This is a genomic window from Streptacidiphilus alkalitolerans, from assembly GCF_042511045.1.
In the GTDB taxonomy this organism is placed as follows: Bacteria; Actinomycetota; Actinomycetes; order Streptomycetales; family Streptomycetaceae; genus Streptacidiphilus; species Streptacidiphilus alkalitolerans.
The window spans coordinates 365,452-389,374 of record NZ_JBHEZX010000003.1; the positions used below are offsets into that span (position 1 = coordinate 365,452).

Genomic DNA, 23,923 nt, shown 5'->3' on the forward strand with positions numbered 1-23,923 from the left:
CAGCGGAAGCCGCACCGCGCAGCGGGGCCTGCCGCGCAGCGGAAGCCGCACCGCGCAGCGGGGCCTGCCGCGCAGCGGAAGCCGCACCGCGCAGCGGGGCCTGCCGCGCAGCGGAAGCCGCACCGCGCAGCGGGGCCTGCCGCGCAGCGGGGGTTGCGGGCCGCCGACGCCCGGCGCGGGCTAGGGGCAGCGGACGACCTGGCCGGCGTAGGCCAGGCCGCCGCCGAAGCCGAGGAGGAGGACGGGGGCGCCGGAGCGCAGTTCCCCGCGTTCGACGAGCTTGGAGAGGGCCAGCGGGATGGACGCCGCCGAGGTGTTGCCGGAGTCGACGACGTCGCGGGCGACGACCGCGTTCGGGGCGCCGATCTTCGCGGCGATGGCGTCGATGATGCGCAGGTTGGCCTGGTGCGGGACGAAGCCCTCCAGCTCGGCCGGGGTGATCCCGGCCTTCTCGCAGGCCTGCAGTGCCAGCGGGGCGATCTGCGTGGTGGCCCAGCGGAACACGGACTGGCCCTGCTGGCTGATCGTCGGGTCCCAGCCGTCGATGCGGACGGCGTCGCTCTTGGACGTGTCGGTGCCCCAGACCACCGGGCCGACGCCGGCCTCCTCCGAGGCCTCGACCACGGCCGCGCCCGCGCCATCGCCGAAGATCACGCAGGTGGTGCGGTCGGTCCAGTCGAGGGTGTCGGACATCTTCTCCGCGCCGATGACCAGCGCCCGCGTCGCCGCGCCCGCCCGGATCGCGTGGTCGGCGGTGGCCAGCGCGTAGGAGAAGCCCGAGCAGACCGTGTTGATGTCGTACGCGGCCGGGGTGGCGATCCCCAGCCGGGCCGCGACCTGGGCTGCGGTGTAGGGGCTGCGGTCGATCGCGGAGCAGGTGGCGACGACGACCAGGTCGATCGTGGACGCGTCGAAGCCGCTGGTGGCGAGGGCCTTCTCGGCAGCGCGGAAGGCCAGGTCCGCGACGGTTTCGTCCTCGGCGATGTGCCGCGTGCGGATGCCGACGCGGCTGCGGATCCACTCGTCGTCGGTGTCCACCAGCTTGGCGAGGTCGTCGTTGGTGAGGACCTTCGGCGGCTGGTAGTGGCCGAGCGCGACGATACGGGAACCAGTCATGTCTCCACTCAAGCCGGTTACCAGTGAGTCACCGGAGGCTGCCAGGGACAGTATCCGAGCGGCCTTGCTGTAGGGCTCGGACAACTAACCTGTGGGGACTGGTCCCGGCAGGGCCGGAACCAGTATGGGGATTGCCGGGGCAGCGCAGCGTGCGAGCTGTGTTCCGGCAGGTCAGGCGCGCAGCGAGGCCGCGTCACCCATGACTATGACCGGGTGTTTGGCGGGGTCGAGGTCCTTGAGCAGCGTGGCCATGTTCGCCTTGGCGAGGCTGACGCAGCCGTGCGTCGGACCGCCGTGGTCGACGTGGATCCAGATGCCGCCGCCGCGCGAGGCGCCCATCGGGCGGTCGGTCGAGAGCGGGCTGGTACCGGGGTCGTGGTTGTAGTTGATGGCGATGACGTAGTCGAAGGCGTCGGCCAGCGACTCGCCCTCGAAGCCGGTTCCCGGCGCCTTGAACTCGGAGGAGTGCAGGTAGGGGAGCTTGGTGCCGGGGTTGGGGTCGAGCCCGCCGGCGTCGGTGAGGCTGAACACGCCGATCGGGCTGTGCAGGTCACCGGCCATGTGGTCGTCGGTCCAGCCGTCCTTGGCGTTGTGCGCGGCCCAGGCCGTGCCCGGCAGCCAACTGCCGTCGGCGGTACGGGTGTAGAGGACGGCGGTCGAGGTGTTGGCGTTCTTGCCGCTGCCGGTGACCAGGAACACCTGCTGGGCGTTGGCCGGGATCTTGGCCAGGAAGGACGTGCCCAGGCCCGGCAGCTGCTTCAGCGCGGTGGTCGGGGTGGGCCGGGTGACCGAGCGCGAGGCGTCGGCGGGGGCGCTGCTGCTGCGTCCGGTGTCGACGCTGGGGGCCGCGGCCGCGGTGGCGCCGGTCCTGGCCGCCTCCGGGTGCAGGAAGCCGGCCACGGCGATGACCGCGACGGCGGCGACCGAGCCGACGCCGAGGAAGCCGTTGCGCACCCGGCGCTTGCGGCGGGCACGGGCCTTGGCGGCAGCCCGGATCTGGGTCCTGGTGCCGGTACGGGACGCGGCGCGGGAGCCGGTACGGGGGGCCGCGCCACGGCCGGGCTCGGCGGACGCCGGGACCGGGGCGACGGCGTAGACGGACTCCGGGCGGACGGCTTCCGGCTCGTACGGGCGGTACTGCCCGTACTGGCCGTACTGCTCCGGCTGCCCCGGCTGCTCCTGCTGCGCGAATCCGGCCTGCTCGGCGTACCCGGGGTCGGGGACCGGGGCCGCGTAGCCGTAGCCGGTGCTGGTGCCGGTGTCGTAGCCGCCGACGGGGCCGCCGTACACCTGTTCCTCGGGGCCCTGGTACGCCTGGTGGTCCGGGTACGGCGCGCCGTACACCTCGCCGCTCGGGTAGCCGGACTGCGGGTAGCCGCCCCGGCCGTACTCCGCCTGCTGCCCGTACTCCGCCTGCCCGTAGTCCGCGCGCCCGTAGTCCCCCTGGTCGTACCCCGTCTGTCCGTAGCTCCCCCGCCCGTGCCCGTAGCCGCCCGCGCCGGAGTCGTATCCGTCGGTGGGGGCGGGTTGGTGGCCGGGGTGGGCGTGACTCGACATGTACGGTTCGATCCTCGCGGAGTGGGTGCGCGTCCGGGCGGGGCCCTGGGGGCCGGAAATCAGGGGCGGTGGCGTTCCGGTTACTCCTCGTCACAGGTCCGGTCACCCCAGTCGGCGCAACCGTTTCCCGCGTCACGGTACCCCCATCGGGTGACCCGACACAGGAACCGGAGCGCCGTCATCACCATGCCCTCACACTCCCGAGAAGCCCGTCCGCGCCGCCCCTCACCCCGTCCGACTGGCGATCATCAACGGTCAGCCGGGCGGAACACGGGTGCGGCGATCGGGGCGGACCCGTCCTCGCCTGCCGAAAGCCCTGTGGGCAAGGTCACATGCAACCTCATGCCCACACACAGCGTCAGCGGATCGCAGTCCACCACGGCCGTCATCATCCGGGGCCCCTCGGCGAGGTCGACCACCGCCGCGACGTAGGGCAGCCGGTCCCGGAACGGCGGCAGGTCATTGACGCGCACCACGGACCAGGTATAGAGGACGGCCTCCCCCGACGCCTGCTCCCAGCGCACGTCCTCGCTCCAGCAGTACGGGCAGAACTCGCGCGGGTAGTGGTGGGCCCGTCCGCAGGCGCCGCAGCGGCGCAGCAGCAGCCGGCCCTCGGCGGCGGCCTCCCAGTAGGGGCGGGTGAAGGCGTCCGGCTCGGGACGGTCGGCGACAGTCGGAGGAGGCTCAGCCCCAGACAGCGACGCGGGCCCAGGGCCGACCCCAGCCCCAGACACCGACTCAGCCCCAGCCCCAGCCCCAGCCCCAGGCACGTTCGTGGTCATGGCCGGCCCTCCCTCACGCGCCGAAGAGGTGGAAGGCCGCGTCCAGCGACCAGGACTGCCAGCTCATCGCCAGCAGCGCGACCAGCGAGATCAGCGCCATCATCAGGTTCTGCCCCTGCTCGGCCCAGTCGTGGATCATCAGCACCAGGTAGAGCAGGTTCAGCAGCAGCCCGGCCACCAGGGCGACCGGGGTGAGCAGTCCGACGGTCAGGCCGAGGCCGAGGGCGAGTTCGGCGAAGACGACCACGTACGCCATGGCCTTCGGCCGGGGGGCGACCACGCGGTCGAAGGAGCGGCCGACGAAGGGCCAGCGGTGGCCGGCCGCGACGCCCTTGGCCCAGTCGATGCCGGTGCCGCGCTGCAGCCAGCCCTTCTTGTCCTTGTGCCGCCAGCTCTCCAGCCACCACAGGCCGAGGCCGATGCGCAGCAGGGCGAGCCAGTGGGCGGCGCTGAGCCCGTAGGTGTGGACGACCTGCATGGACGGTCTCCCTGGTGGCGAGGGGTGTTTTGCTGACGCTCCGTCAGTTCATCGCATCCGCCGAGCCGCGCGCAAGGGGCGGGACCGACTCCGCCCTCTTCCAGCGCACGCTTCCGGACAGTAATCTGATGGAACGTCAGATTTGAATGAAGGAGGCTCGCCATGCTGGACGCGGGGGACGAGACCGATGTCAGCGGACGTCCGGTGCACGGCCGTCCGGTGGACCTCGATGCCTTCTTCCGCCCGGCGACCGTGGCGGTGATCGGTGCCTCCGACACCCCGGGGCGGCCGAACACCGGGATCACCCGCCAGCTGGCCGCCTGGGCGGCCAGGGTCGGGGCGCGGATGTATCCGGTGAACCCCGGCCGCGCCGAGGTGGACGGGGAGCCCTGCTACCCCGACCTGGCCTCGGTGCCGGTCCCCGGCGGGGAGCCGATCGACCTCGCGGTGATCCTGCTCGGCGACCCCGAGCCGGTGGTCCCGCAACTGATCGAGGCCAAGGTGAAGTTCGCCGTGGCCTTCGCCTCCGGCTTCGCCGAGACCGGCGCCGAGGGCGCGGCGGCGCAGCAGCGGCTGGCCCGGCTGATCGCCGAGGCGCCGACCGGGCTGCGGCTGCTCGGCCCCAATACCAACCTCAACGCCTTCGAGCGCTTCCGCGAGGACCTGACCGGCCCCGCCATCGCCCTGATCACCCAGAGCGGCCACCAGGGCCGCCCGCTGTTCTCGCTGCAGCAGATCGGCATCAGGCTCAGCCACTGGGCCCCCACCGGCAACGAGGCGGACCTGGAGGTCGCCGACTTCGTGCACTGGTTCGCCGACCAGCCCGAGGTGGGAGCCATCGCCGCCTACATCGAGGGCCTCAAGGACGGCCGGGCCTTTCTGCTGGCCGCCGACCACGCCGCCCGGCGCGGCGTCCCGGTGGTCGCGGTGAAGGTCGGCCGGACCCAGGCCGGGGCCCGGATGGCCGCCTCCCACACCGGCAAGCTGACCGGCGCGGACGACGTGGTGGACGCGGCCTTCCGGCAGTTCGGGGTGATCCGGGTGGACGGCCTGGACGAACTCCAGGACACCGCCGCCCTGCTGGCCCGGGCCAAGCCGCCGCAGGCGGACGGGGTGGCGGTCTACTCCATCTCCGGCGGCACCGGCGCCCACCTCGCCGACCTGGCCTCGGCGGCCGGTCTGACGATGCCTCAACTCTCGGAGTCCAAGCAGGCCGAGCTGCACCAGTGGATCCCCGACTACCTCAGCGTCGCCAACCCGATCGACAACGGCGGACACCCGGTCGGCGACTGGCGCGGCCGGAAGATCCTGGACGCGATCCTCGCCGACCCGTCCGTGGGTGTGCTGATCTGCCCGATCACCGGGCCCTTCCCGCCGATGAGCGACAAGCTGGCGCAGGACCTGGTGGAGGTCGCGGAGACCACCGACAAGCTGGTCTGCGTGGTCTGGGGCTCGCCGGTCGGCACCGAGGCCGCGTACCGGGAGACCCTGCTCGGGTCGTCCCGGGTGGCCACCTTCCGTACCTTCGGCAACTGCGTCGGGGCGGTGGCCGCGTACCTGGAGCACCACCGCTTCACCGCCTCCTACCGCAGCCCGTTCGAACAGGCGGCGCAGGTGCCCTGTGCGGGCAGGGCCAAGGCGCAGCGGGTGCTGCGCCCCGGGCAGCAGCTCAGCGAGGTGGCGGCGAAGCAGCTGCTGCGCGCCTACGGGCTGCGGGTGCCGCGCGAGCAGCTGGTGACCAGCGCGGCCGGCGCGGTGCGGGCGGCCGGGGTGGTCGGCTACCCGGTGGTGCTGAAGGGCTCGGCGCCGGAGGTGGCCCACAAGACCGACCTCGGCCTGGTCCAGGTCGGACTGACCTCGGCGAGCCAGGTCAGGGAGGCGTTCCGGCTGCTGACCGACAACGCCCGGGCGGCCGGGATCCCCCGGCTCGAAGGGGTGCTGGTGTGCCAGATGGTCGAGGCGGGCGTGGAGATGGTGCTGGGCGTGAACCAGGATCCGACCTTCGGCCCGACCGTGACGGTCGGCATGGGCGGGGTCTTCGTGGAGGTGCTGGCGGACACCGCCGTCCGGGTCCCGCCGTTCTCCTGTACGGACGTCAGGACCATGCTCAAGGAGCTGCGCTGCTGGCCGCTGCTGGAGGGCGTCAGGGGCGGGCCGCCGATGGATGTGGACGCGCTGGTGGAGGCGGTGATGCGGGTCCAGCGGATGGCGATGGAGCTGGGCGGCGACCTGGCCGAGCTGGACATCAACCCGCTGATGGTGCTGGAGCGGGGCAAGGGCGTGGTGGCCCTGGACGCCCTGGCGGTGTGCCGGTGAGCGCCCCGCTGCTGGTCGAACGGGACGGCGGCGGCGCGGTGCTGCGGCTGACCCTCAACCGGCCGGAGGCCCTGAACGCGGTGACCGGCGAGATGCGGGAGCAGCTCATCGGCGCGCTGGACAGCGCCTCCGCCGACCCCGGGATCCGGGCGGTGCTGCTGACCGGCGCGGGCCGGGGCTTCTGCTCCGGCGCGGACCTGCGCTCGCCCGGCGGGACGGCCCCCGGTCCGCGGATCCCCGGCGATGTGGCGCGGGTGCTGCGGCAGGGGGTGCAGCGGATGATCGCGGCGGTGCTGGACTGCGAGAAGCCGGTGCTGGCGGCGGTCAACGGCACCGCGGCCGGGGTGGGCGTGCACCTGGCGCTGGCCTGCGACCTGGTGCTGGCGGCCGAGGGCGCGAGCTTCATCGAGGCGTTCGTCCGCCGCGGCCTGGTCCCGGACGGCGGCGGAGCGTATCTGCTGCCGCGGCTGGTCGGGCCGCAGCGGGCCAAGCAGCTGCTGTTCTTCGGCGACGCGCTGCCGGCGGCGGAGGCGGAACGGCTGGGGCTGGTCAACCGGGTGGTCCCGGCCGAGGAGTTGCAGAAGACCGCGCTGGAGTGGGCCGAACGTCTGGCCGCCGGGCCGACCCGGGCCCTGGCCATGACGAAGCAGCTGGTCAACGCCTCGCTGGAATCCGATCGGGCCACGGCGTTCGCGGCCGAGGCGACCGCGCAGGAGATCAATATGACCACCGCGGACGCCCCCGAGGGGGTCCGCGCCTTCGTCGAACGCCGACCGCCGGCGTTCGAGGGCCGCTAGCTTTCCGGACCCGGGCGTGGCTCAGCCTTCGAGGATCTCGACGGCGCCGATGTAGCCGGCGTACTCGGGGGACCGCTCCAGCACCACTTCCGGGTCACGGCGGCGGTACTCGGCCGCGCCGGCCCGGAGCACCGCGCCGTAGGGGTTCGACTCCAGGTCCATCACGGTGGCCTGCCAGCCGTGGCCGAGCTCGGTGTCGGCGTCGACCCTGAGCACGATCTGCGGCCGGGTGCCCGGCAGCGGTTCCCACAGCCCGGCGGTGGTCGGCTCACCCGCCCTGGCCAGGGTGAAAACGCCGTCCGACGCGAACGCGATGACTCCGCCCGGTGCGTCCCAGTCGCCCAGGATCTCGGCGGAGATGCCGTCCCGTTCGGGCTTCGGCGCCCGGTCGCGCAGGATCCAGCCGCCCGCGGCCATGGCCAGGGCGGTCCGGTTGGCCAGGTCGAAGAAGCCGAAGATCAAGGCGGTGCTGCCCTCGATCGCGCCGTCGAAGTAGAACCAGTTGCCGAGGAACACCGCCAGGCTCAGCAGCAGCCCGGCGACGATGATCCGGAACCGTCCGCGCAGCAGAAGACGGCTGATCAGCAGGGTCAGCACCAGCAGGCCGAGGATCACCGCGGCCTGTATCGCGGGCCAGAGCAGGCTCTCGGCGAGACCCTCCCAGAGGCTCGGTCCCGACCGCCCGGAGCCGGAGAACAACCGGGTGATCTGCCAGTCCTGGTAGAGGGTCCAGAAGCTCGTCAGGACAAGGGTTCCCGCTACCGCGCCCGCCGCCTGGATCCAGCGCTTGACCTGCCGGTTCATAGTTCCCCATCCCCCGGCTCTCCCCAGAGCCGTCCGGTCAGGGTACGCAAGCAACGATCATCCGCGTCAAGGGGCATTTCATCCCACTTCCGATCTGACGACCCGTCAGCTTTAATGGACGTACCAGCCCCGAACCCCCTGCGAGGACACGATGGGACACGAAGGCATGGCGGTCGCCGCCGTCCGCTACCTGCGGACCGCGACCCCGGCCGCGCCCGAACCGGCCCCGGTCCCCGCCCCGCTGCGCGCGGTGGGGCCGGACGAGCGGCTGCCGGCCTCGGCGGACCAGCCGCTGCTGCTCAGGGCCGTGCTGGGGCATTTCTGCACCGGGGTCACCGTGATAACCGCCCTGGCCGAGGACGGCAGCCCGGTCGGCTTCGCCTGCCAGTCCTTCTCCTCGCTGTCGCTCGAACCGCCGCTGGTGAGCTTCAACGTCGCCCGGACCTCCGCCTCCTGGCCCCGGATCGCGCACGCCGGCAGCTTCTGCGTCAGCGTGCTGGCCGCCGACCAGGGCGGGCTGTGCCGGACCTTCGCGGTCAGCAGCGCGAGCGGGGCGGACAAGTTCGCCGAGGTGGACTGGACCCCCTCCCCCGGCACCGGCTCGCCCCGCATCGGCGGGGCGCTGGCCTGGATCGACTGCACCATCCACGCCGTCCACACCGGCGGCGACCACCTGATCGTGCTCGGCCGGATCTGCGACCTCGCGGTGCAGCGGGCCGACACCGGACCGCTGCTGTTCTACCGCGGCGCGTTCGGCGAGCTCATGCCGTAGTCGGGGCTCACGCCGTAGCGGTGGCGACTCGGACCGGGAGGTCCTTGGCCGGGGGCTTGGCTCGGAGCAGCAGGGCGCAGCTCGCGGCGATGACGCAGAGCACGCCCGCGCCGTACCAGGCGGCGTCGTAGCTGCCGAGCTGGTCCCGGACCAGGCCCGCGCCGAGGGCGACCACGGCGGCGCCGACCTGGTGGCCGCAGAAGACCCAGCCGAAGACGATCGGGGCGTCCTCGCCGAACCACTCGCGGCAGAGCGCGATGGTCGGCGGCACGGTGGCGACCCAGTCCAGGCCGTAGAAGATGATGAAGATGACCATGCTGGGGTGCACGGTCCTGGCGAACAGCGCGGGCAGGAACAGCAGCGAGGCGCCGCGCAGCAGGTAGTAGACGCCGAGCAGCTTGCGGGAGTCCAGCCGGTCGGTGAGCCAGCCCGAGAAGATGGTGCCGACCACGTCGAACACCCCGACCAGCGCCAGCAGTCCGGCCGCCGTGGTCTCCACCATGCCGTGGTCCCCGGCCGCCGGGATGAAGTGCGTCCCGACCAGGCCGTTGGTGGTGGCGCCGCAGATCGCGAAGGATCCGGCCAGCAGCCAGAACGGCCGGGTCCCGGCCGCGCCGCGGAGCACCCGCAGCGCCCGCAGGCCCTTGCCCCCGGCGGCGGAGGCGGGCGCCGCGGCCGGGACGTCCTGCTCGGTCGCCCCGTACGGGAGCAGGCCCAGGTCGGCGGGCTGCCCACGCATCAGCAGCAGCACGATCGGGACCACCGCGAGCGCGCACAGGCCGACCGTGATCGAGGCGCTGCGCCAGCCGTAGTCGCTGATCAGCCAGGCCAGCACCGGCAGGAAGACCAGGTTCCCGGCCGCGCTCGCGGCGGTGAGCACCCCGGTGACCAGACCGCGCCGGGCCAGGAACCAGCGTCCGGTGACGGTCGCGGTGAAGGCCAGCGCCATCGAGCCGCTGCCGACGCCGACCAGCACGCCCCAGCAGAGCACCATCTCCCAGGACTGGGTCATGAACACCGTGGCGCCGCTGCCGACGGACATCAGCAGCAGCGCCACCGCGGCCACCCGGCGGATGCCGAACCGGTCCATCAGCGCCGCCGCGAAGGGCGCGGTCAGTCCGTTGAGCAGCATGTTCAGCGAGACGGCGGCCGAGATGATGCCGTGCGACCAGCCGAACTCGGTGTTCAGCGGCTCCATCAGCAGGGCCGGGGTGGACCGGAATCCGGCCGCGCCGACCAGCACCAGCAGGCAGACCGCCGCGATGATCCAGGCGTAGTGCAGCCGAGGCCCGCGCGGGACCGCCGGGGCCAACGGCCGGGAGACGGACGCGGGGACGGAGGCGGACGGGCCGGGGCTTGGCGGGCCGGAGGCTGCTGCGGTCTGCTGTTCGGTCACCCCCTGATTCTTACGTCGGGCCTACATCCTGCCGAGTGGCCGGAAGGACAGCTTGCGCAAGGATCGGGCCACGGCGCACAGTGGAGGCATGTCCGAGCAGCCCCGTCCGCACCGTGTCGCGATCCTCGCCCTGCCCGATGTGATCGCCTTCGAACTGGCCACGCCGTCCCGGATCCTGGAGTCGGCCCAGCTCCCCGGCGGCCCTCCGCTCTACCAGGTGCGGACCTGCACCCTGGACGGCGGCCCGGTCCGGACCAGCACCGACTTCCGGATCAGCGTCGACCACGGCCCGGAGCTGCTGGCGGACGCGGACACCGTGGTCGTCCCGGCCAGCCGCAACCTGGTGCCGGCCCTGGCCGAGGGCCGGCTCCCGGCGGAGATCGCCGACGCGCTGGCGCTGGTCCGCCCCGGCACCCGGCTGGTCTCCATCTGCACCGGCGCCTTCGTGCTCGCCGCCGCCGGACTGCTGGACGGCCGCCCGGCGACCACCCACTGGAGCTACACCGACCAGTTCCGCCGACTGTTCCCCAAGGTCCGGCTCGACCCCGATGTGCTGTTCGTCGACGACGGCGACGTGCTGACCTCGGGCGGGGTCGCCGCCGGGGTGGACCTCTGCATGCACCTGGTGCGGCGGGACCACGGCTCCGGCGTCGCCAACCTGGTCGCCCGCCGCTGCATCGTCCCGCCCTGGCGCGAGGGCGGCCAGGCCCAGTACATCGACCTGCCGGTCCCGGTCACCGGCGACGAGGGCACCGCCCCCACCCGTGCCTGGGCCCTGCGGCGCCTGGGCGAGCCGCTGGCGCTGCGCGACCTCGCCGAGCACGCGGGGATGAGCGTGCGCACCTTCACCCGCCGCTTCCGCGACGAGACCGGGCTCAGTCCCGGCCAGTGGCTGGTCCGCCAGCGGGCCCAGGAGGCCCGCCGACTGCTGGAGGGCAGCGACCTGACGGTGGACCGGATCGCCCGCGAGGTCGGCTTCGGCACGGCGGCGTCGATGCGGCAGCATCTGCACGAGGCCCTGGGGGTCGCCCCGAGCACCTACCGCCGCACCTTCCGCGCCACCGGCTGACGCCACCCGCACCGCCTATGACGCTGCATCAGAAGGTCAGCACCGCCCGGGCGATACCGCCGCCGTGGGTGGCCTCGGCCGCCGCGTGGAACTCCTCGACCGGGTAGACCGCGGTGACCAGCTCGTCCAGCAGCAGCCGCCCACTGCGGTAGAGCTCGGCGTAGAGCGCGATGTCCACCTGGGGACAGGAGGAGCCGTAGCGGCAGCCGAGGATGGACTTGTCGAGGAACATCTCGGCCGGACGGAAGGACGCCTCCGCGTCCGGCCGGGTCATCCCCAGCAGCACCGCCTGGCCGTGCCGGTTGAGCAGGTCGACGGCCTGGCGCACCAGCGCCGTCGCGCCGACGCACTCGAAGGCGTGGTCCACGCCCTCGGGGAGCAGCGCCCGCACCGCCTCCACCGTGGAGTCCACGGCGCGGGCGTCCACGAAGTCGGTGGCGCCGAACTGCCGGGCCACCGCCTCCTTCCCGGCCACCGCGTCCACCGCGACGATCCGGGAGGCCCCGGCCAGCCGGGCGCCCTGGATCACATTGAGGCCGATGCCGCCGCAGCCGATCACCGCGACGGTGTCGCCGAGGCCGACCCTGGCCCGGTTCAGCACCGCGCCGACCCCGGTCAGCACCCCGCAGCCGATCAGCGCGGCCGAGGTGAAGGGGATGGCCGGGTCGATCCGGACCGCCTGGACCGCCTTCACCACCGTGCGCTCGGCGAAGACCGAGGTGGAGGCGAAGTTGTAGAGCGGGACCTCCGGCTGCGAGCCGCGGGTGAAGGGCTTGCCGGGACGGCCGATGGCCTTGCGGCACATGGTCGGCCGGCCGCGCCCGCACTCGGCGCAGGTGCCGCAGTTGGCGAGGGTGGACAGGGCCACGTGGTCGCCGGGGTGCACATGGGTGACCCCGGGCCCGACCGCCTCCACCGTGCCGGCGCCCTCGTGGCCGAGGACCACCGGGACCGGGAAGGGGATGGTGCCGTCGATCACGGACAGGTCGCTGTGGCAGAGACCGGCCGCCGCGATCCGGACCAGGATCTCGCCGACGTCCGGGTCCCGTACCTCCAGGTCGTCGACGACCTGGGCTTCCTTGCCGTCGAAGATGACGCCTTTCATGACTGCTTCCTTCTGACGCTGACGATTGAGCTGACGGAGGATCAGGACTGCCAGACCAGGGACTGGAGTTCGCTGTACGCGCTCAGGCCGTACGAGCCGCCGTCCCGGCCCACCCCGCTCTGCTTGAAGCCGCCGAAGGGGGTCTCCGGGTGCCGCTGCGCGGTGTTGATACCGACGTTGCCGGTGCGCAGCCGGGCGGCCAGGGCGTAGGCGCGGGCGGTGTCGGCCGAGAAGACGTAGTCGTAGAGGCCGAAGTCGGTGGCGTTGGCGATGGCGACCGCCTCCTCCTCGTCCCGGAACGGGATCACCACCACGACCGGGCCGAAGACCTCCTCGCGGGCGACGGCCATGCCCGGGGTGACCTCGGCGAGCAGGGTCGGCGCGACATAGAAGCCGGTGCCGGGCAGGGCCGGGCTGTCGGCGGTGTGCTCCTTCCTGGTCCCGCCGGCGACCAGCCGGGCCCCCTCGGCGGCCGCGCCCGCGATGTACGACTCGATCCGGTCCCGGTGCAGCGCGGTGATCACCGGGCCGACCACGGTGGACGGGGAGAGCGGGTCGCCGACCGCCAGCGCGGCGGCGTAGCGGGCCAGTCCGGCGACGACCTCCTCGTAGCGGGACTCGTGCACCAGCGCGCGGGTGGGGGCGGTGCAGATCTGGCCGGAGTGGAAGGCCCAGGCCGAGCCGATGGCGGGCACGGCGGTGCGCAGGTCGGCGTCCTCCAGGACGATGCCGGCGCCCTTGCCGCCCAGCTCCAGCAGCATCCGCTTCATGGTGTGGCCGCCGTCGGCGGCGATCCGGCGGCCGACCGCGGTGGAGCCGGTGAAGCTGATCATGTCGACCTCGGCCGAGGCCACCAGGGCCGCCCCGGTCGCGGCCCCGGATCCGGTGACCACGTTGAAGATCCCGGGCGGTGCGCCGGCGTCCTCGAAGACCTCGCCGAGCTTGAGGCAGCCCAGCGGGTCCTGCGGCGCCGGCTTGGCGACCACGGTGTTGCCCATCGCCAGCGCGGGCGCGAGCTTCCCGGCCAGGTTGACGATGGGGAAGTTGTAGGAGGTGATGCAGCCCACCACCCCGACCGGCCGCCGCACCGCCACCGCGCTGGTCAGCCCGCCGGCGGCCAGCGGCGTGGCCGCGACCGGGTAGGGGGCGAGCGGGGTGACCGCGGCTTCCAGCGCGCCGCGGGCGTAGCGGCGGAAGCGCTCGGCGGCGACCGGCACCTGCATGGACGAGGCCACCCGGATCGTCGCCCCGGTCTCGGCCTGCAGCAGCGGGACGAACTCGTCGTTGCGGGCGAGCAGCGCGTCGGCGACCCGGTTCAGCACCGCGGCCCGCTCCGCCGCACCGGTGCGGGACCAGCTGTCGAACGCCTCCCTGGCGGCGGCGACGGCCGCCTCCACATCGGCCGCCGAGGCCTCGGGGGCGTGCCCCACCACCTGCTCGGTGGACGGGTTGACGACGGGGTAGCTGCCGTCGCCGCCTTCGCGCCACCCGCCGTTGACGAACAGCCGGTGGGTGGCGGGCGGGGACGGCACGGGGTCGGTGGTCATGATCCTGCTCTCTGCTCGCGGGGCAGGCCGAGGACGCGCTCGGCGATGAGGTTGCGCTGGATCTGGTCGCTGCCGCCGTAGATGGTGTCGGCGCGGGAGAAGAGCATCCGGTGCTGGGCCGGGAGCAGCGGATAGCCGTCCGGGTCGTGCCCGCCGCCACCGCCCAGCGCCCCGGCCGGTCCGAGCACCTGCACGGCGAGTTCGCCGAGCCGCTGGTGCCAGCCGCCCCACACCAGCTTCGCCACGGCGGCGGTGCCGGGCTCGGCCGTGCCCAGGGTGCGCAGCGCGTTGCAGCGCATCACGTGCAGTTCGGCCCACTGCCGGGTCAGCCGTTCGCGGAGCACCGGATCCCGGTCCGCGCCCGAGGCGGCGGCGGAGGCCAGGACCGCGTCCAACTCCCGGGCGTAGCCGATCTGCCGGCCCAGCATGCCGACGCCGCGCTCGAAGGACAGCAGGTCCATGGCCACCCGCCAGCCGTTGCCGACCCCGCCGAGGACGTCCGCGGCATCGGCCCGGGCGGCGTCGAAGAAGACCTCGCTGAACTCCGACTCCCCGTCCAGCTGCCGGATCGGGCGGACCTCGATCCGTCCGGGCTGGTCCATCGGCAGCAGCAGCAGGCTGAGGCCGTGGTGCCGCCGCGAGCCGGGCTCGGTGCGGGCCAGGACGAAGCACCAGTCGGCCCACTGCGAGAGCGAGGTCCAGGTCTTCTGACCGGTGATCAGCCAGCCCTGCCCGTCGGCCGTCGGCTCGGCGCTGGTGCGGACGGCGGCCAGGTCGGAGCCCGCGCCCGGCTCGCTGTAGCCCTGGCACCAGATCACCTCGCCGCCGGCGATGCCCGGCAGGAAGCGCTCGCGCTGCTGGTCGGTGGCGTGCCGCAGCAGGGTCGGGGCGAGCAGGTGCTCGCCGACGATGCCGATCGGGGCCGGGGCGCAGGCCGAGGCGTACTCCTCGGCCCAGACGATCTGGCTGGTCAGGGCGTGGTCGGACCAGCCGAGGCCGATCCAGCCGCCGCTGCCGAGCTCACGCTCCCAGGCCCGGCGGCGGTCCGGGACGAAGCCCTCGGCGGTCCGCAGATCGGCGAAGGGGCCGCCGTCGGCGAGGCGTTCGGCGAGCCAACCACGGGCGCGGGCGCGGAATTCCGCGTCCTCGGTACTGAAGCAGAAGTCCATGGCGGGTGAGCACCGGCCCTTCAGGCGTTCGGGCGCTGTTTGGCGGCGGCTGCCGCCGCCATGGCGTCGAGCTGGGCGAGCATCGGCATCGGGTCGGTGCCGACCGAGCCGGGCAGCACCTCGGCGATCCGCTGCGGGGTCCAGACCGGGCCGCCCGCGCCCGGAACCGGGCTCTCGGCGTGCACGGCGCGCAGTTCGCGGGGCTGGGCCCAGACCGCGATCTTCGGCCCGGCGACGGTGTAGACCTGCCCGGTGATCCCGGCGGCCTGCTCCGAGAGCAGGTAGACCACCAGCGCGGCCACGTCCTCCGGTTCGCCGATCTCGGTCAGCTCCATCGGGACGTTCGCCGACATCCGGGTGCGGGCCACCGGTGCCACGCAGTTGGCGGTGACCCCGTACTTGTGCAGGCCCAGCGCGGCGCTGCGGACCAGCGAGATGATGCCGCCCTTGGCCGCGCTGTAGTTGGGCTGGCTGACACTGCCGGTGTGGTTGCCGCTGGTGAAGCCGATCAGCGTGCCGCCGCCCTGACGCCGCATCAGCGCGGAGGCGGCCCGGAAGACGGTGAAGGTGCCCTTGAGGTGGGTGGCGATGACCGGGTCCCACTCCTCCTCGGTCATGTTGAAGAGCATCCGCTCGCGCAGGATCCCGGCCACGCAGACCACCCCGTCGAGCCGGCCGTAGGTCTCCACCGCCGTGCCGACGATCCGCTCCCCGGCCGCCATGGTCGACACGTCGTCGGCGACGACGACGGCCTCTCCCCCGGCCGCCTGGATCTCCTTGGCCACGGCCTCGGCCACCTCGCTCGCGGGGTCGGCGCCGTCCACACCGACGCCGTAGTCGTTGACCACGACCCTGGCTCCCTCGGCGGCGCAGGCCAGCGCGACGGCCCGGCCGATGCCGCGTCCGGCGCCGGTCACCGCGATCACTTTGCCGTGCAGGAACTCGCCCACGTCGCAGCCCTCCTCAAGAATCTGACGGACCGTTAGATTCTAGGTACGAGACAGGGACAGCAACAGACCTGAGTGACCGTCAGATACTAATCACACCCGCAACGGAGGCCGCCCGTGCCCGCACTCACCGACTTCGACGAGTTCCGCGACATCGCCAAGCGCGTCAACAACTGGGGACGCTGGGGCGCCGCCGACGAGATCGGCACGCTCAACCTGATCACCCCTGAGGTGGTCAGGGCCGCCGTCGCGACCGTCCGCACCGGCCGCCGCTTCACCCTGGCGCTGCCGCTGCAGCAGCAGGGGGTGCAGACCGGGCTGATCCCGGGCCGGGTCAACCCGCTGCACACCATGACCGCGCTGAACTGGGAGATGTTCGGCCCCGGCGCCATCGCCACCAGCGACGACGTGGTGACCATGGGGCTGCAGGCGGCGACGCACTGGGACGGCCTCGGCCATGTCAGCCACGGCGGCCGGATCTGGAACAACCGCCCCGCCGCCTCGATCACCCCGCACGAGGGCGCGGCCTTCAGCGGGGTGGAGAAGGCCCCGCCGCTGGTCAGCCGGGGCGTGCTGCTGGACGTCGCCAGGGCCCGCGGAGCGACCCGGCTGGCCGGGGACCACGCGGTGACCCCGGAGGACCTGGAGGCGGCCCAGGAGCTGGCCGGGACGGCCGTACGGGCCGGGGACGTGGTGCTGGTGCGCACCGGGCAGATCCAGTACTACCTGGGCGGCGACCGGGAGGCGTACTCCTTCCCGTCCCCCGGCCTGTCGCTGCGGACGCCGGAGTGGTTCCACGCCAGGGATGTGGCGGCCGTGGCCAATGACACCCTGACCTTTGAGATCTTCCCGCCCGAGGTGGACGGGCTGTACCTCCCGGTACACGCCCTGGACCTGGTGGAGATGGGGATGATGCAGGGGCAGAACTGGAACCTGGAGGCCCTGGCGGCGGACTGCGCCGAGGACGGGGTCTACGAGTTCCTGCTGTCGGCCCCGCCGGAGCCGTTCACCGGCGGGGTCGGCGCCCCGGTGGTGCCGGTCGCGGTGAAGTAGCTCGGATTAGGTCGAAGTAGGTCGCTGCGACGCAGGTTTGAAGTCGGGTCATCGCCAACCGGTCTGGACAACAACGGAGTTCGTCATCACACCGTCACGCCGGGCGGTCCGCACCGGCCTCGGCAGGAAGACCTGGTGGCGGGACGCCGTGTTCGCCTCGAGCTCGACACGGAGACCCGCCACCCGGCCTCGACGCATGGGCCCTGACCAGCGTCGATGCGATCCGCACTCGCCAAGGACCAGCAGGCATGGCTAGGCCCGCACCTGCCCTCGACGTCCCCTCGCAACGAATCGCTGCGTCCAAGCGTGATCAGGCGGACACGTCACGTCAATGGGTTGCCCGGAATTCGGATTGGTTGCGTACGCTTTCAGACGGAAGATCGACAGCGATATGGCGCGATCCCGACGCCTCGCCCGGAGCCGCCCCGGCGCCCCGTCCGGACCGTCGAACCCGCTCGCCCCGTTGCCGCCGGCACGGTGGGGCGGGGTGCGGCCGGATCGGTTACCCGCCGGTTCAAAAAGCCCGATCCGCGCAGCATCCTCGCAGGTCAGCGGGTTTCCATTGGGCCTTTGCAGGATATCCACGGCTTCTGCGGCCGTCCCACGCATCCGCACTCCCCCGCGACCCGCTCCGGGCCCGCGGACGCGGCGCCGGAAGGCCGCCGACCTGCCCTCGGCGCGGTCGGGGATCCGGCCGGGAAGCACCCTCGGAGCAGGGCCGCCGTGACCGAATTGTGGCCGGGGTTTCCGTTGTCGTGGTGCGAACGCGCGTTCACCAAGAGCATGCCAATTGTCCGTTTTTATAGGCTTTTTGGGGGTGATGTAAGCAGTCTGGAATCGCCGCCCCCGCTGCGCCGCCGACACCCTGGCCTGCGATCATCTCTCTCGACAGTCGTCTCCAGAACTGCCCGAGGATCACATGTCGAACCGCCGTCGTTCCAAGCCTCGCCGCCGCTACGGCCTGGTCTCCCTCGTCGCCGTGGTCGTCCTCGGCGGTGGGGCCGCCGCGGCCGTGGCGGCGACCTCGGGCGGCAGCGGGTCCGGCGACAGCCGACTGGTGGTCAGCGACGCGACACCGGCGGCGGACGGTGTGTCAGGGGCCGCCCCGGCCACGGCCTCCGCGAGCGGAAGCGGGACGGCGACAGCGACGGCCAGTACCAAGTCATCGGCGTCGGCCAAGGCTTCGACCTCGGCCTCCAGCAGTGCCGGTGCCAGTGCTGGGGCGACGTCGAAGGCCGCGACCGCCACAACGCCGGTCAAGAGCGTGCCGCTGCCCGCCCGTGCGCCGGCCGTGTTCACCGGCCGGGCCTTCGACGCCTGCTCCGCGCCCACGCTCGCCACCATGACCGCCTGGCGCAAGAGCTCCCCGTACGGCGCGGCGGCCGTCTACGTCGGCGGGCGGAACCGCGGCTGCTCGCAGCCCCAGCTCACCAACTCCTGGGTGCACTCGGTCAGCTCCGCCGGGTGGAAGCTGATCCCGCTCTACGTGGGGGCGCAGCCGCCGTGCCAGACCGGCGGCAACCCGGAGCGGATCAGCGCCGCCAACGCCGTGTCGCTCGGCAGCACCGACGGGGCCGACGCCGCGGCCAAGGCCTCCGCCCTGGGGATGCGCGCCGGAAGCGCGGTCTACCTGGACATGGAGTCCTACGACATCAGCAACAAGCCCTGTGTGGCGGCGGTGCTGGACTACCTCAAGTCCTGGGACCGGGCCGTGCACAGCAAGGGCTACTGGGCCGGGTTCTACGGCTTCAGCCAGTCCAGCGCCGCCGCCGTGGCGACCGCCAAGAGCGCGGGCACGGCCGACCTGCCGGACGCCTTCTGGTACGCCCGCTACGACGGCAACGCCGACACCACCACCGGCTTCCCCTTCGCGGGCGGCCTGTGGACCGGGCACCGCCGGGGCCACCAGTACGCGGTCAACTTCAAGGAGACCTACGGCGGGGCGAGCGTCACCGTGGACCACGACGCCTGGGACGGCCCGGTCGCGATCGTCGGCTAGCGGCGGGTGTCCCGACGCGGCGTCAACCCACCAGCAGTTGCTGGAGGGTGCGCTCGGTCTCCGCGTCCAGCAGCGGCGCGGCGGCCTCCCGCGGCTCCCGCTCGATCTCGCACCAGACCCGCTTGCCGCCGCCGTCGGGGTACCAGCCCCAGCGCTCGCAGAGGTTCTCCACCAGTTCCAGGCCGCGGCCGTTGGTCGCCTCGCCGGGCGCGTGCCTCGGCCGCGGCGGCCGGTCGCTGGCGTCGGCGACCTCGACCCGGACCGGGTACCGCTCCGCGTCCGGGCCGACCGGGAACTGCAGTCTCAGCACCGCGCCGTGGCCCGTGTGCACCACCGCGTTGGTGACCAGCTCGGAGACCACGAGGACCAGCGCGTCGGACAACGAGGCCTCCGGGTCGTAACCACAGCCGGCCAGACGGGACCTGGCCCACCTGCGGGCCCGCCCGACCTCGGCCGGGTCCGCCTCGACGGCGATCTGCAACTGAAGCACCTGCACCGCTCACACCACCCGTACTTGCGGGATCAGCTGCGCCTTCGGGACTGTCCGACATCGCGGACAGCGCAGAGAGCGCACCCATGCGCATCTGTTCCAGGATGTTTCGTCCGCACCGATTTCAGCAAGCGCTTCAGGCATATTCCAACACCGGGACCACCCGACGGTGCATACTGCCCCGGCCGTCTGCCCTGCTGTCCGATGCATGCGCACCCGGCGAGCGTAACCGAACCGTGGCCGGATCACGGGAACCCTGCGGACGCCCCGCCAGAACCACCCTTACGACAGATGTCCGACGTACGTTTCTGCCATGCCGTTGAGCAGCCCGGACGCCAGTTTTTCGGCGCATTCGGCGTGACCTGCGAACATACGCTCCAGCAGCCAGGCGCGTTTGAGCAGCAGATGGACATCGGCCTCCCAGGTGAACCCCATCCCGCCGTGCACCTGCAGGCAGTCCCGGGCCCCGCGCACCGCGGCCTCGTCCGCCAGCAGCTTCGCCCCGGCCACCTCGACGGGGTCGGGCGGCCCGCCCGGACCGACGCCGGACAGCGCCGCCGCGCGGACGGCGGCCCTGGCCGGCTCCACCCGCGCCAGCATCTCCGCGCACAGCTGCTGCACCGCCTGGAAGGCCCCGATCGGACGGCCGAACTGCTCGCGCTGCTTGGCGTAGCCGACCGCCGTCTCCACCGCCCGGGTGGCCAGCCCGACCTGGAGCGCCGCGGTCAGCAGCGTCCCCTCGGTCCACAGCAGCTCCGGGTCGGCGGCGGACAGCAACTCCCCGCGCGGGAGCGGGGCGGTGAGCTCCCAGAGCGGGGTGAGCGGGTCCAGCGAACGAACCTGGCGGGCCGTCAGCCGGGCCGGGTCCAAGGTGCGCACCTCCCCCGCGCCGGTGTCCAGCACCAGCAGCAGGCTCAGCGAGGGCAGCCGCTCCACCAGCAGCGGTCCGCGGTCGGAGCGCGGGGTACGGACCACCCCGGCCAGACCGGCGCCCCCGTCCGCACCGTGGCCTGACGCGCCGTGGCCTGACGCACTGTGGGCTGCCGCGAGTTCGGTGGCCACCAGCGGGCCCGGCACCAGGGCCCGGCCCGCCTCCTCGAAGGCGAGCACCGCCTCGGCCAGGCCGAGGCCGAGGCCGTCCTGCCGCACCGGCCGCCGCAGCGCGAACAGCCCGGCCCCGGTGAGCGCGTCCAGGATCCCGTCGGGCCCGGCCCGGCCGTCGACGGCCGCCCGCAGCTGCTCCGGGCCGAACCGGCCCGCCAGCAGGGCGCGCAGCCCGTCCCGCAGCTCCCGCTGATCCGGTGTCAGCCGAAAGTCCATCAGCCGGCCGCCCTTTCCGACTTCGGCAGCCCCAGCACCCGCTGCGCCACGATGTTCCGCTGGATCTGCGAGGTCCCGGCCGCGATGGTGTAGGAGAGGCCCTGCAGCCGCTGCGCGGTCCAGTCCTCGGCGCCGGAGCCCTGCTGGTCCAGCACGAGTGCCCCCGCGCCCAGCACCTCGGCCGCCAGGTCGTACAACTCCTGCCGGGCCTCGGAGAAGCGGAGCTTGAACACCGAGGCGCCCGGCCCGGGCACCCCGCCGCCCTGCGCCTCCGAGACATTCCACTGCACCAGCCGCCACAGCGCCCCGAACCTGGCCGCCAGCAGCCCCATGCCCCGGCGCACCCCCGGCTCGTCCCAGGCGCCGTTGCGCTGGGCCAGCCGGGCCAGCGCCGCCAGCGAGCGGCGGCAGGCCACCACCTCGCCGGCGAAGGCCGTGCCGCGCTCGAAGGAGAGGGTCACCATGGTCACCCGCCAGCCGTCGTTCTCCGCGCCGACCCGGTTGGCGACCGGGATCCGCACCTCGTCCAGGAACAGTTCGGCGAACTCCGCCGTCCCGGTCAGCGTGCGCAGCGGACGGACCGTCACCCCGGGCGCGTCCATCGGCAGCACCAGCCAGCTGATGCCCCGGTGCCTTGGCGCCTCCGGGTCGGTGCGGACCAGCAGTTCGCACCAGTCGGCGACCTCGGCGTGCGAGGTCCACAGCTTGCTGCCGCTGACCACGTACGCGTCCCCGTCCCGGACCGCCCGGGTCCGCAGCGCGGCCAGGTCGGAGCCGGCCCCCGGCTCGCTGAAGCCCTGGCACCAGACCTCCGCGCCACTGAGGATCGGCGGCAGCCAGCGCCGCCGCTGCTCCGGGGTGCCCTCGGCGGCGATGGTCGGCCCGGCGTGCAGCAGCCCGACGAAGTTCGCGCCCACGTACGGGGCCCCGGCCCGCTCGGTCTCCTCCAGGAAGATCAGGTGCTCGACCGGGCCGGCGCCCTGGCCGCCGGCCTCGCGCGGCCAGTGCACCCCGGCGTACCCGGCGTCGGACAGCCGCCGCTGCCAGCCGGTGTCGTAGGCCCGGCGCCCCGGCCAGTCCCCGGGGTCGGGGGGCGGTGGGAGCTCCGGCAGGGTCTTGCCGAGCCACTCGCGCAGCCCGTGCCGGAAGGCCGCCTCGGCGGGGGTGTCGGTGAGGTCCATCAGGGGCGCCCACGGTCCAGGTCGAGGCCCAGCATCCGGATGGCGTTGCCGCGCATGATCTTGTAGACCACGTCCAGCGGCAGTCCGGCCACATGGTCCAGGGCCACCGCCTTGGTCTCCGGCCAGGTCGAGTCGACATGCGGGTAGTCGGTCTCGAAGGTGACATTGTCGACACCGACCTGGTCCAGCGAGGCCACCCCGTGCTTGTCGCGGAAGAAGCAGGCGAAGATCTGGCGGTAGTAGTACGTGGACGGCGGCTCCGGGACGATGTCGCGCACCCCGCCCCAGGCCCGGTGCTCGCGCCAGACGTCGTCGGCCCGCTCCAGCGCGTAGGGGATCCAGCCCATCTGGCCCTCGCTGTAGGCGAGTTTCAGGGTCGGGAACTTCACCAGCACACCGGAGAAGAGGAAGTCCGTCATCGACGCCATCGCGTTGTTGAAGCTCAGCGTCGCCTGCACCGCGGGCGGCGCGTCCGGGGACGCGGCCGGCATCTGCGAGGACGAGCCGATGTGCATGCAGACCACGGTGCCGGTCTCCGCGCAGGCGGCGAAGAAGGGGTCCCAGTACCCGCTGTGGATCGACGGCAGCCCGAGGTAGGTGGGGATCTCGCTGAAGCAGACCGCCCGGACGCCCCGGGCCGCGTTCCGCCGGATCTCGGCCACGGCCAGCCCGACGTCCCAGAGCGGGATCAGGCAGAGCGGGATCAGCCGGCCCCGGCTGTCGCCGCACCACTCCTCCACCATCCAGTCGTTGTAGGCGCGGACGCAGGCCAGGGCCACCTCCTTGTCGTGCGCCTCGGCGAAGGTCTGGCCGCAGAAGCGGGGGAAGGTGGGGAAGCAGAGCGAGGCCTCGACGTGGTTGTTGTCCATGTCGTCGAGCCGGGCCTTCGGGTCCCAGCAGCCCCGGCGCATCTCCTCGCGGGTGATGCCCTCCAGGGTCATCTCGTCCCGGTCGAAGCCGACCGCGGCGATGTTGCGCTTGTACGGGAACTGCAGGTCCTCGTAGATCCACCAGTCGGTCGGCGGCCCCTCCGGATCCATGGTGATCCGGTACTTCCCGGCGACGTAGGCGAGTTCGCCGATGCCGGCCCGGAGCGGCTTCGGGCCCCGGTCGCGGTACTTGGCGGGCAGCCAGGTCTCGAAGAGGTGGGCCGGTTCGATCACGTGGTCGTCGACGCTGACGACCAGGGGGAGGTTCTCCGCTGTGACCGGCTCGGGGTTGTCCATAGGTCTCCCTCCGAGGTCCGGCTGCCCGAACCCTTTACCTGACGATCCGTCAGATTCAGACTAGTGAGGCTTACGTTGGGCGGCAAGCGCCCGGAGGAGCCGGACGGAGGGCGCGCCATGGCGACGGACGCGGAGACACGGGCCGAGGCACGGCTGGACGCACTGCTCGACCCCGCGCACACCGCGCTGGTCACCTGCGAGTGCCAGAACGGGGTGCTGGGCCCGGACGCCGTCTTCCCCGAACTCGCCGCCGCGGCACGGAAGACGGACCTGGTCGGGCAGATCCGCGGGCTCTCGGCGGCGGCCCGGCGGGCGGGCGTACCGGTGCTGCACTGCACCGCGCTGCGGCGCCCGGACGGACGCGGGGCGAACACCAACGCCCGGCTGTTCGCCGCCGCGGCCAGGGTCGCCGCCGCGAAGCCGGGGGCCGCGCTCGCGCCCGGTTCCGAGGCGGCCGGGCTGCACCCGGGCATCGGCGCGGACCCGGCCGTGGACCTGGTGCTGCCCCGGCTGCACGGGCTCGGCCCGTTCCAGGACACCGGGCTGGCCCCGGTGCTGCGCAACCTGGGCGCCCGCACCCTGGTCTGCGTCGGGGTCTCGCTGAATGTCGCCCTGCTGGAGCTGGCCTTCGGCGCGGTGGACGCCGGCTTCCAGGTGGTGCTGCCCAGGGACGCCGTGGCCGGCACCCCGCCCGACTACGCGGAGGCGGTGCTGACGCATACCCTGGCGCTGGTGGCGACGGTGACGGTGGCCGAGCGGGTGGTCCGGCGCTGGTCCGGCTCCGGCTCTTGAGCCGGAC

21 protein-coding genes and 1 pseudogene are annotated in these 23,923 nt (G+C 73.1%); 8 read left to right on the forward strand and 14 right to left on the reverse strand.

Annotated features, from left to right (window positions below):
• Nucleotides 1-184 (forward strand): annotated as a pseudogene (locus ACEZDG_RS08450) (hypothetical protein); the annotation flags it as partial.
• Here the strand turns inward: ACEZDG_RS08450 and ACEZDG_RS08455 are convergent.
• From ACEZDG_RS08455 to ACEZDG_RS08470, 4 genes are all read right to left on the reverse strand, one after another.
• Nucleotides 181-1,116, reverse strand: a complete 936-nt coding sequence (locus tag ACEZDG_RS08455) for a beta-ketoacyl-ACP synthase III (RefSeq protein ID WP_380504769.1) — start codon at nt 1,114-1,116, stop codon at nt 181-183. The pseudogene ACEZDG_RS08450 and the gene ACEZDG_RS08455 overlap by 4 nt on opposite strands.
• Nucleotides 1,117-1,287: 171 nt before the next feature.
• Entirely contained in the window at nt 1,288-2,673 is a 1,386-nt protein-coding gene (locus ACEZDG_RS08460; RefSeq protein ID WP_380504772.1) for a L,D-transpeptidase family protein, read from the reverse strand.
• A 248-nt stretch (nt 2,674-2,921) separates the two neighbouring features.
• Nucleotides 2,922-3,407 carry a Zn-ribbon domain-containing OB-fold protein gene (locus ACEZDG_RS08465; protein ID WP_380504775.1) on the reverse strand — a complete coding sequence of 162 codons (486 nt, stop codon included), beginning with the start codon at nt 3,405-3,407 and terminating at the stop codon, nt 2,922-2,924.
• Nucleotides 3,408-3,468: 61 nt separating this feature from the next.
• Complete coding sequence (locus ACEZDG_RS08470) at nt 3,469-3,933, reverse strand: DoxX family protein (RefSeq protein WP_380504778.1); 465 nt, start codon at nt 3,931-3,933, stop codon at nt 3,469-3,471.
• A 162-nt stretch (nt 3,934-4,095) separates the two neighbouring features.
• Between ACEZDG_RS08470 and ACEZDG_RS08475 the strand changes: the two genes are divergently transcribed.
• Together ACEZDG_RS08475 and ACEZDG_RS08480 are read left to right on the forward strand one after the other, a co-directional pair.
• On the forward strand, nt 4,096-6,249 hold the full coding sequence (locus ACEZDG_RS08475; protein WP_380504781.1) for an acetate--CoA ligase family protein: 2,154 nt from the start codon (nt 4,096-4,098) through the stop codon (nt 6,247-6,249).
• Entirely contained in the window at nt 6,240-7,046 is an 807-nt protein-coding gene (locus ACEZDG_RS08480; protein ID WP_380504784.1) for an enoyl-CoA hydratase/isomerase family protein, read from the forward strand. Before ACEZDG_RS08475 ends, ACEZDG_RS08480 begins: the two co-directional genes overlap by 10 nt.
• Before the next feature lie 21 nt (nt 7,047-7,067).
• On the opposite strand, the gene ACEZDG_RS08485 is transcribed toward ACEZDG_RS08480, so the two are convergent.
• Nucleotides 7,068-7,850: a hypothetical protein gene (locus ACEZDG_RS08485; protein ID WP_380504787.1), complete on the reverse strand. Its 783-nt coding sequence runs from the start codon at nt 7,848-7,850 to the stop codon at nt 7,068-7,070.
• Nucleotides 7,851-8,001: 151 nt separating this feature from the next.
• Between ACEZDG_RS08485 and ACEZDG_RS08490 the strand changes: the two genes are divergently transcribed.
• A complete protein-coding gene (locus ACEZDG_RS08490) occupies nt 8,002-8,622 on the forward strand; it encodes a flavin reductase family protein (RefSeq protein WP_380504790.1) in 621 nt (206 codons plus the stop codon).
• A 7-nt stretch (nt 8,623-8,629) separates the two neighbouring features.
• On the opposite strand, the gene ACEZDG_RS08495 is transcribed toward ACEZDG_RS08490, so the two are convergent.
• A complete protein-coding gene (locus ACEZDG_RS08495) occupies nt 8,630-10,018 on the reverse strand; it encodes an MFS transporter (protein ID WP_380504794.1) in 1,389 nt (462 codons plus the stop codon).
• Between the two features lie 88 nt (nt 10,019-10,106).
• Between ACEZDG_RS08495 and ACEZDG_RS08500 the strand changes: the two genes are divergently transcribed.
• Nucleotides 10,107-11,087: a GlxA family transcriptional regulator gene (locus ACEZDG_RS08500; protein ID WP_380504797.1), complete on the forward strand. Its 981-nt coding sequence runs from the start codon at nt 10,107-10,109 to the stop codon at nt 11,085-11,087.
• A 28-nt stretch (nt 11,088-11,115) separates the two neighbouring features.
• On the opposite strand, the gene ACEZDG_RS08505 is transcribed toward ACEZDG_RS08500, so the two are convergent.
• From ACEZDG_RS08505 to ACEZDG_RS08520, 4 genes are read right to left on the reverse strand one after another with little or no spacing between them, the layout of a single operon-like run.
• The gene (locus ACEZDG_RS08505) at nt 11,116-12,192 is read right to left on the reverse strand and encodes a Zn-dependent alcohol dehydrogenase (RefSeq protein ID WP_380504800.1); all 1,077 of its coding nucleotides are present in this window, start codon (nt 12,190-12,192) and stop codon (nt 11,116-11,118) included.
• Between the two features lie 41 nt (nt 12,193-12,233).
• Complete coding sequence (locus ACEZDG_RS08510; RefSeq protein ID WP_380504803.1) at nt 12,234-13,739, reverse strand: aldehyde dehydrogenase family protein; 1,506 nt, start codon at nt 13,737-13,739, stop codon at nt 12,234-12,236.
• Complete coding sequence (locus tag ACEZDG_RS08515) at nt 13,736-14,908, reverse strand: acyl-CoA dehydrogenase family protein (protein ID WP_380504806.1); 1,173 nt, start codon at nt 14,906-14,908, stop codon at nt 13,736-13,738. The genes ACEZDG_RS08510 and ACEZDG_RS08515 overlap by 4 nt, the downstream gene beginning before the upstream one ends.
• 20 nt (nt 14,909-14,928) lie before the next feature.
• Nucleotides 14,929-15,858 carry an SDR family oxidoreductase gene (locus tag ACEZDG_RS08520; protein ID WP_380504809.1) on the reverse strand — a complete coding sequence of 310 codons (930 nt, stop codon included), beginning with the start codon at nt 15,856-15,858 and terminating at the stop codon, nt 14,929-14,931.
• Between the two features lie 114 nt (nt 15,859-15,972).
• Between ACEZDG_RS08520 and ACEZDG_RS08525 the strand changes: the two genes are divergently transcribed.
• Both ACEZDG_RS08525 and ACEZDG_RS08530 read left to right on the forward strand, forming a co-directional pair.
• Complete coding sequence (locus ACEZDG_RS08525) at nt 15,973-16,908, forward strand: cyclase family protein (protein WP_380504812.1); 936 nt, start codon at nt 15,973-15,975, stop codon at nt 16,906-16,908.
• A gap of 919 nt (nt 16,909-17,827) precedes the next feature.
• Nucleotides 17,828-18,907 carry a glycoside hydrolase domain-containing protein gene (locus tag ACEZDG_RS08530; RefSeq protein WP_380504815.1) on the forward strand — a complete coding sequence of 360 codons (1,080 nt, stop codon included), beginning with the start codon at nt 17,828-17,830 and terminating at the stop codon, nt 18,905-18,907.
• A 22-nt stretch (nt 18,908-18,929) separates the two neighbouring features.
• Here the strand turns inward: ACEZDG_RS08530 and ACEZDG_RS08535 are convergent, their stop codons facing one another.
• The 4 genes from ACEZDG_RS08535 to ACEZDG_RS08550 all read right to left on the reverse strand — a co-directional run bounded on the left by ACEZDG_RS08535 (nt 18,930) and on the right by ACEZDG_RS08550 (nt 23,124).
• Nucleotides 18,930-19,403, reverse strand: a complete 474-nt coding sequence (locus ACEZDG_RS08535) for an ATP-binding protein (protein ID WP_380504818.1) — start codon at nt 19,401-19,403, stop codon at nt 18,930-18,932.
• Nucleotides 19,404-19,679: 276 nt separating this feature from the next.
• Entirely contained in the window at nt 19,680-20,717 is a 1,038-nt protein-coding gene (locus ACEZDG_RS08540) for an acyl-CoA dehydrogenase family protein (protein ID WP_380504821.1), read from the reverse strand.
• Nucleotides 20,717-21,898, reverse strand: coding sequence for an acyl-CoA dehydrogenase family protein (locus tag ACEZDG_RS08545; RefSeq protein ID WP_380504824.1), 1,182 nt, complete (start codon nt 21,896-21,898; stop codon nt 20,717-20,719). Before ACEZDG_RS08545 ends, ACEZDG_RS08540 begins: the two co-directional genes overlap by 1 nt.
• Nucleotides 21,898-23,124 (reverse strand): amidohydrolase family protein, encoded by a 1,227-nt coding sequence (locus ACEZDG_RS08550; RefSeq protein WP_380504827.1) that lies wholly within the window; start codon nt 23,122-23,124, stop codon nt 21,898-21,900. Before ACEZDG_RS08550 ends, ACEZDG_RS08545 begins: the two co-directional genes overlap by 1 nt.
• A 117-nt stretch (nt 23,125-23,241) precedes the next feature.
• Between ACEZDG_RS08550 and ACEZDG_RS08555 the strand changes: the two genes are divergently transcribed.
• Nucleotides 23,242-23,916: a cysteine hydrolase family protein gene (locus ACEZDG_RS08555; protein ID WP_380504830.1), complete on the forward strand. Its 675-nt coding sequence runs from the start codon at nt 23,242-23,244 to the stop codon at nt 23,914-23,916.
• Nucleotides 23,917-23,923: the final 7 nt, after the last annotated feature.

Excerpts from the sequence above, each read along its gene's own strand:
- ACEZDG_RS08455 (WP_380504769.1), bottom strand. The coding sequence starts at position 1,116 with ATGACTGGTTCCCGTATCGTCGCGCTCGGCCACTACCAGCCGCCGAAG.
- ACEZDG_RS08460 (WP_380504772.1), bottom strand. The coding sequence starts at position 2,673 with ATGTCGAGTCACGCCCACCCCGGCCACCAACCCGCCCCCACCGACGGA.
- ACEZDG_RS08470 (WP_380504778.1), bottom strand. The coding sequence starts at position 3,933 with ATGCAGGTCGTCCACACCTACGGGCTCAGCGCCGCCCACTGGCTCGCC.
- ACEZDG_RS08475 (WP_380504781.1), top strand. The coding sequence starts at position 4,096 with ATGCTGGACGCGGGGGACGAGACCGATGTCAGCGGACGTCCGGTGCAC.
- ACEZDG_RS08485 (WP_380504787.1), bottom strand. The coding sequence starts at position 7,850 with ATGAACCGGCAGGTCAAGCGCTGGATCCAGGCGGCGGGCGCGGTAGCG.
- ACEZDG_RS08490 (WP_380504790.1), top strand. The coding sequence starts at position 8,002 with ATGGGACACGAAGGCATGGCGGTCGCCGCCGTCCGCTACCTGCGGACC.
- ACEZDG_RS08500 (WP_380504797.1), top strand. The coding sequence starts at position 10,107 with ATGTCCGAGCAGCCCCGTCCGCACCGTGTCGCGATCCTCGCCCTGCCC.
- ACEZDG_RS08505 (WP_380504800.1), bottom strand. The coding sequence starts at position 12,192 with ATGAAAGGCGTCATCTTCGACGGCAAGGAAGCCCAGGTCGTCGACGAC.
- ACEZDG_RS08510 (WP_380504803.1), bottom strand. The coding sequence starts at position 13,739 with ATGACCACCGACCCCGTGCCGTCCCCGCCCGCCACCCACCGGCTGTTC.
- ACEZDG_RS08515 (WP_380504806.1), bottom strand. The coding sequence starts at position 14,908 with ATGGACTTCTGCTTCAGTACCGAGGACGCGGAATTCCGCGCCCGCGCC.
- ACEZDG_RS08530 (WP_380504815.1), top strand. The coding sequence starts at position 17,828 with ATGTCGAACCGCCGTCGTTCCAAGCCTCGCCGCCGCTACGGCCTGGTC.
- ACEZDG_RS08540 (WP_380504821.1), bottom strand. The coding sequence starts at position 20,717 with ATGGACTTTCGGCTGACACCGGATCAGCGGGAGCTGCGGGACGGGCTG.
- ACEZDG_RS08545 (WP_380504824.1), bottom strand. The coding sequence starts at position 21,898 with ATGGACCTCACCGACACCCCCGCCGAGGCGGCCTTCCGGCACGGGCTG.
- ACEZDG_RS08550 (WP_380504827.1), bottom strand. The coding sequence starts at position 23,124 with ATGGACAACCCCGAGCCGGTCACAGCGGAGAACCTCCCCCTGGTCGTC.
- ACEZDG_RS08555 (WP_380504830.1), top strand. The coding sequence starts at position 23,242 with ATGGCGACGGACGCGGAGACACGGGCCGAGGCACGGCTGGACGCACTG.